At 62.1% G+C, this 601-nt stretch carries 1 protein-coding gene; it reads right to left on the reverse strand.

What is annotated here, in order from left to right:
• Positions 1-307: 307 nt before the first annotated feature.
• A partial coding sequence (locus HLH29_RS19370; protein WP_182968993.1) for a transposase occupies positions 308-601 on the reverse strand: 294 nt, incomplete at its 5' end.

Below are 601 nucleotides of genomic sequence, written 5' to 3' on the forward strand. Positions count from 1 at the left end.
TCCTGAAGAGTTTCGGGCGCCGTGAGGCGTACGAAAGTCGGGGAGGACCGAACCCGCGACACCGGGACTCAGTTATGGGGAATTTGCAACTGGCGCTGCCCTGAGGCGCCCCTGAGCGGGGTTACGTGACGGCATTCGTGGCGCGGCGAAGGGTTTTTCCCGCTGATTCTACACATGAAGATGACAGGATCGTCAGCGCCAGGTGCGCGCTTTCTGCCGTTTTTTTGCGTTTTGCGTAAGCCTGTCGGTTTGCCGGAACGAGACGGTTCCGGCAGGCGTCGGGTTATACGGTCATGTCTGCCGGTCATCATGCTGATCCTCCGGCCGGATCGGTCGCGCGTGGCGGCCCTCTGGGCTGGCACCATCGGGGAAGGATCTGGATGACGACCATCTGACCACCACAGCATGGACAGGGCGGTGGCGTGACCGGTTCGGGCTCTGGGACTTCTGCCTCTGGCGTGGGTATGACATTCAGCAGTTCGCGCGCCCGGGCGAGACTGGCCTTGCGGTTGGAACTGGCCAGCAGGCCATAATGGCGGATGCGATGAAATCCTCGTGGCAGGACATGCAGCATGAAGCGGCGGATGAACTCATCCGTGGC

The organism is Gluconacetobacter tumulicola (assembly GCF_014174215.1).
Lineage (GTDB): Bacteria > Pseudomonadota > Alphaproteobacteria > Acetobacterales > Acetobacteraceae > Gluconacetobacter > Gluconacetobacter tumulicola.